This is a genomic window from Arthrobacter sp. CAL618, from assembly GCF_000468215.1.
Lineage (GTDB): Bacteria > Actinomycetota > Actinomycetes > Actinomycetales > Micrococcaceae > Arthrobacter_D.
This window is the reverse complement of sequence record NZ_ASZW01000120.1, coordinates 1-5,314: the sequence shown is the minus strand read 5'-3', so window position 1 is coordinate 5,314 and position 5,314 is coordinate 1. Positions and strand designations below refer to the sequence as shown.

The following is a 5,314-nucleotide window of genomic DNA, read 5'->3' as shown; positions in this document are numbered from 1 at the left end:
CGCGGGTGTCAACGGTGCCGGTGCCGGTGTTGACGGCGCCGGGGCTGAGGGACTCGGCCGATTTACCGCTGGCGTAGTGGGATTAGGTGCCGGCGCCTCGGAGGCGGGTGCCGGTGGGCGAATTGCGGCGGGTGCGGCCTGCTGGACGGCCAATGGCGATCCCTCGGACCGCTGCGTCTCCGCGGCGGCTGCGGCACGCTCGGACTCAGCGATGATGCGAGCAAGCTCTTCCTCGCGCTGTTGCTCCTCAATCCCTGAAATGCGCTGCTCTTCGAGTGCTGCTGTGGTGTTGCGCAGCGAGGCCAGCTGGTCAACCAGAACGGTGCGCTCCGCCTGCCGCGACTCGACCAGTTGGGCTGCGGCGTCTGTGGCCCGCTGGTTGTCTTCCCCGGCTAGTTGGGCAGTCTCGGCCGCGTCTGCTGCCGCCTGTCGGGCAGCGGCAGCGTCCAGACGGAGTGCTTCCCACGTCTTGGCAGCGGTCTGTGCGTTTGTAAAGGTTGCGGCCCGGTTGGCTGACAAGCCGTACATGGTGGAGGCCCGGGACATAATCTCGTCGGGGTTCTCTCCACTGAGCAGCATCGTCATCCCGGGGGTAACGCCGCCCGACCGATACAGGTCGCCAGCCAACTGCCCCACCTCAACTGCTGCGGCGTCGTGGGTCAGCGCTGCCTCTTCGGCAAGGGCGGTGGTTGCAACGGCGGTGGCGCGTCGCTCGTCCAGGGCAGCGAGTGCATCAATGTAGGCACCCTGAGACTGCATCGCCGTTGTCTGTGCATCCTGAAGGTTTGCCGTGGCTTCGGCGAGGATTCCTTCGATCTCGCCCACCAATGCGGCTTTCGCCGTCGTGCTGTCCAGCGCGTCGGCGATCTCGGCTTCCGTGGGGATTGCGTTCGTCTCGGGGGCGGCCACTCCCGGAGCCAAGCCAACACCACTGAGTAGGACTGTCGTGGCGAGGACACCGACTGCTCTAAAGGAGCGCATGCGCCGCTTTCCTGATGACTGCACTATTCCCCAAATCTTCGCGCGGCGTATTACACAACAGTCACGACAGTAATGGGATGCATGTCACTTTAGCAACATTAGTCACACAGGTACCCTAAACAACAGGAGTGTCATTTGATGACGTTTGATCACGGCGTGTCGCGAAAGCGTTGGAAATTCAAGCGTGCTGGCGGCTTTCGTGAATGGCGTGCTCCGCAGGCTCGATCTGGAAGGTGCAATGCTGGGTATCGAAATGGTTACGGAGACAGTGGGTCAGCCGATCGAGCACTCGGTCCACGCCGTCTGCGTTGAGGGTGGCTTCGTCTACCACCACGTGGGCTGAAAACACCGGCACACCGGAGGTGATAGTCCACGCGTGAATGTCATGGACGCCGACGACGCCGTGCACCCCAAGGATGTGACTGCGAATCATCTCCGAGTCCACACCCTTCGGCGCCGATTCGAGCAGTACGTTGATGACATCCCTGAGGAGGCTCCAGGCCCGCGGCAGGATCATCAGCGCGATGGCTATCGACGCGAAGGTGTCGGCGGGAAGATAGCCGGTCGTTGCAATCACGACGGCGGCAACGATCACCGCTACGGAGCCCAGCAGGTCACCGAGCACCTCCAGGTACGCGCCGCGGAGGTTGAGGCTTTCGGCTTGCCCTCGACGGAGAATGAGCAGGCAGACGAGGTTGGCGACGGCACCAACCACAGCCGTGATGATCATGATGTCGGAACGGATGTCGGGGCTCGTGTTGAAGCGGCGTAGCGCTTCGATCAGGATCACGACGGCGATCACCACCAGAATGATCGCATTTGCGAGTGCCGCCAGGACCTCTGCCCGCTGGTACCCGTAGGTACTTCGCCGGGTGGCGGGGCGGGTGGCTATCCAGGAAGCGAGGAGGGCAATTGAGACGCCGGTGGCGTCGGACAGCATGTGCCCGGCATCGGCGAGCAGGGCGAGTGACCCGGACCAGATGGCCCCGACCACCTGGACCAGCACAATCGTCAGGGTGATTGCGACGACGATGACCAGCTTCCGGCGATGCTTGCCGGTCGCCGTGCCCTGGGGTAATCCGTGATCGTGCCCGTTCATAAAAACAAGTATCCGCTGTCGGGTCGAGGATGTGCGAGCAGGACTATCCCCAACCGAGCTCGTGCAGCCGCGCGTCGTCAATCCCGAAATGGTGGGCCACCTCATGGATAACCGTGATCAGGATTTCGTCAATGAGTTCTTCACGGCTGTCACAGTGCCGCAACAACGGCTGCCGGAAGATGCTGATGCTGTCCGGGAGGGATCCCGCGTCCCACCAGGAATCCCGTTCGGTCAATGGGGTGCCTTCGTAGAGCCCGAGGAGTTCGGTGTCCGGATCCTCGCCGGGGCCCGGCTCGTACTCTTCACGCACAAAGATGGCGACGTTGTTCATGGTGCGCATCAAATCTTCGGGGATCTGGTCGATCGCGTCATCCACGGCTGACTCGAAGTCTGCAAGGGTCATTTCGATGGGCACACCAACGACTGTACCGTCGGGGCAGGCCCGCCGACGGGTTCGTTTTGTGGAATCGCCAAACAGGCCCTATAGTTTTATAGGTCCACAGCAGGGGAAAATTCTTGCCTCGTGTGGTCCTGGCCCCCATCGTCTAGCGGCCTAGGACACCGCCCTTTCACGGCGGCGGCACGGGTTCGAATCCCGTTGGGGGTACGCAAGAGCAGGCTGGTTTCGGAGCACTTCGAGGCGGTCAAGAAGCGGCAGAGATGCTGGTAGGCTGAAGCTCTTGCAAAAAAGCAAGGCCCTGTAGCGCAGTTGGTTAGCGCGCCGCCCTGTCACGGCGGAGGTCGCGGGTTCAAGTCCCGTCAGGGTCGCTCAGGTTCATCAGTTTCGACTGGTTGACCGCGGTGACTGTCGTAGGATAGTTGCACGGCTCTGTAGCTCAGTTGGTAGAGCGTTCGACTGAAAATCGAAAGGTCACCGGATCGACGCCGGTCGGAGCCACCAGCTAAAACCCCCGGATAATCCGGGGGTTTTTTCTCTTTCACCGCCCTTTGTCGAGAAGTCGACTGCACAACGATGATCCTTGACGGCAAAACATGAACTGTGATTCACTTGTTGAGTACACGGAGGGGAGTACCCCCTAATAGTCCCGTCGTCATTACGGCCCCACGGTGGCCCGGCAGACAAGCCCTTTGAGGGCTGGGAGAGACCTCCGATCGATTCGATCGGAGGAATTTCATGGATGTCCCATTCTGGATTTGGGCTGCGGTACTCGGCTTCATCGTTGTCATGCTGGCTATCGACCTTTTAGCTCACCGGCGGGCTCACGTCATCGGGGTTCGAGAGGCAGCTGTCTGGTCAGGTGTGTGGGTGGCCTTCGGGGTCTCTTTCGGTGTGCTGATCTGGATGAACTGGGGTGCTGAGTTTGGTCAGCAGTATTTCGCCGGGTATCTCATTGAAAAATCCCTCTCGGTAGACAACGTCTTCGTCTGGGCTATCATTTTCAGCTACTTTGCCGTACCCCGAGAATTTCAGCACCGGGTCTTGTTCCTGGGTGTGCTGGGCGCACTTGTATTCCGCGGGATCTTCATCGCCGCCGGTGCCGTGCTGATCCAAAACTTCGCCTGGATCCTCTACGTTTTTGCCGCATTCCTGCTTTACACCGGGTATCGGATGATCCGCCAGCGAAACGACCATTTGAACCCCGAACAGTCACTGGTGTTGCGCGGGTTCCGACGCTTCGTGCCAATGAGCGAGGCGTACCACGGACAAAAGCTGCTGGTACGCCGCAACGGTGTACTGCTGGCCACTCCGCTCCTGGCAGTGCTGGTATTGATTGAGTTCACCGATGTAGTTTTCGCCGTCGACTCGATCCCGGCGATCTTCGCGGTTACTGATGAAGTGTTCCTGGTCTTCACCGCCAACGCCTTCGCCATACTGGGTCTGCGCGCCATGTACTTCCTGCTGGCGGATATGATCCACCGTTTCATCTATCTGAAGGTCGGATTGGCCCTGGTGCTGATTTGGGTCGGCATCAAGATGCTCCTCAAAATCGATCTGTTCTACATCCCCACGACTTTCTCGCTGGCGGTGGTTGCAACGATTATCGCGGTTTCCGTCGTCGCCAGCCTGCGCGCGACCCGAGGGCAGGGACGTAAATCCATCCCCCAACCGACGGATCCGCCTTTCCGGGTCGCCACGGAGGAAGAGAACGCGGAGCTGGAGCCGGTCTGGCGGGGGCGCAGGAGGGAGCTCGGCGGGTCTTCGGTCGACGCCGGAGGCACCGGCAAGGACACTGATGAAGACGTTCGCGACCCCACCGACGAGGTTGACCCGGAGTCAGCGACTAAGGGTGGCGGCGTACGATGACCGGAGCCGCATTCATTTTGTGTCGTCCCGTCGCCGCTGTCATCACCCATGATTCAGATGTCACCGTCCTGGCGCATAGCGCAGTCGGGGTGGCTTCAGAGTTAGGCTCTCCGTTGCTCTTTTTCGTCCCCATCCAGCGACCGCCGTTCACCGCCGATCCGGCGATCGTAGCGAGGATGTATCAGCGAGCATTGCGTGAAGCCGAATCCCTGGCAGCTTTGGCGCGGCCGATACTGGACGCAGCAGGGTTCTCCAGTTCCACGCGCGTTGTCTGGCACGGCAGTTGGTCGCTCAGGCGTTCACGCCCTGCCCTGACGACGGCCCTGGCCCGTGCGGTACGCAAATCGGGCGCTACTGCCGTCGTCACCCCCCTTGAACTACCCACGCGAGCCATCCGAGGTGTAAGAATCGTTCACCTGGATGCCATCAGAAAGCATCCGGCAAACTTGTTCGAAGCAACTCCCAATACGTCGAAGGGAAGAACTACTCCAATGTCCGGAATAGACAACACGAGAACGGCAATGGAGAACCCGGTCACCAGGGCGAAGACCCCGAGCACGGTCCCCGCCCAGCGTCCACCGTGGACATTTCTCACTAATCACGGCCATGTACTTTTGGCGGTGACTGCGAACTCCCGCGCCCTCGTCGAGGACATCGCTGCCACCGTTGGCATCACGGCCAGAGCAACTTTGCACATCCTTGCTGACCTGGAGGACGCCGGCTACCTCCAACGGGTGCGGGAAGGCCGCCGGACCCGATACGTCGTCCAGCCCACCCAGCACTTCCGTCACCCAGCCACAGCGCATCAGGAGATCGGTGCGCTCCTGGCAATCTTCACTCCGACCAACGTCACCCCACCCAAAGAGTCTTCATGAGGTAACGACCACCGCCCTTCTCGAAAGGCCACCGGACCGACGCCGACGGTTGCCTGCTGTGGACCAAAGAGAATGCCCCGCGCCCTGGACTGC

The 5,314-nt window shown here is 61.0% G+C and carries 5 protein-coding genes and 3 tRNA genes; 5 read left to right on the top strand and 3 right to left on the bottom strand.

All coding sequences use genetic code 11. The features are described from left to right. The 3 genes from K728_RS0107595 to K728_RS18800 all read right to left on the bottom strand — a co-directional run. On the bottom strand, positions 1–981 hold a 981-nt coding region (locus K728_RS0107595), incomplete at its 3' end, for a hypothetical protein (RefSeq protein ID WP_024476332.1). A gap of 178 nt (positions 982–1,159) precedes the next feature. Further along, the gene (locus K728_RS0107590) at positions 1,160–2,080 is read right to left on the bottom strand and encodes a cation diffusion facilitator family transporter (protein WP_019483328.1); all 921 of its coding nucleotides are present in this window, start codon (positions 2,078–2,080) and stop codon (positions 1,160–1,162) included. Between the two features lie 43 nt (positions 2,081–2,123). Continuing rightward, positions 2,124–2,483, bottom strand: a complete 360-nt coding sequence (locus K728_RS18800; RefSeq protein WP_019483327.1) for a metallopeptidase family protein — start codon at positions 2,481–2,483, stop codon at positions 2,124–2,126. 131 nt (positions 2,484–2,614) lie between these two features. On the opposite strand from K728_RS18800, the gene K728_RS0107580 reads away from it, so the two are divergent. From K728_RS0107580 to K728_RS22690, 5 genes are all read left to right on the top strand, one after another. Continuing rightward, positions 2,615–2,687: transfer RNA gene (locus K728_RS0107580), tRNA-Glu, on the top strand. Positions 2,688–2,774: 87 nt separating this feature from the next. After that, positions 2,775–2,848 (top strand) — tRNA-Asp (locus K728_RS0107575). Positions 2,849–2,905: 57 nt separating this feature from the next. Continuing rightward, positions 2,906–2,981, top strand: a tRNA-Phe gene (locus tag K728_RS0107570). 234 nt (positions 2,982–3,215) lie between these two features. Beyond that, on the top strand, positions 3,216–4,346 hold the full coding sequence (locus tag K728_RS0107565) for a TerC family protein (protein WP_019483326.1): 1,131 nt from the start codon (positions 3,216–3,218) through the stop codon (positions 4,344–4,346). Then, positions 4,343–5,221 (top strand): helix-turn-helix transcriptional regulator, encoded by an 879-nt coding sequence (locus K728_RS22690; RefSeq protein ID WP_337459703.1) that lies wholly within the window; start codon positions 4,343–4,345, stop codon positions 5,219–5,221. The genes K728_RS0107565 and K728_RS22690 overlap by 4 nt, the downstream gene beginning before the upstream one ends. The last annotated feature ends 93 nt before the right edge of the window (positions 5,222–5,314 follow it).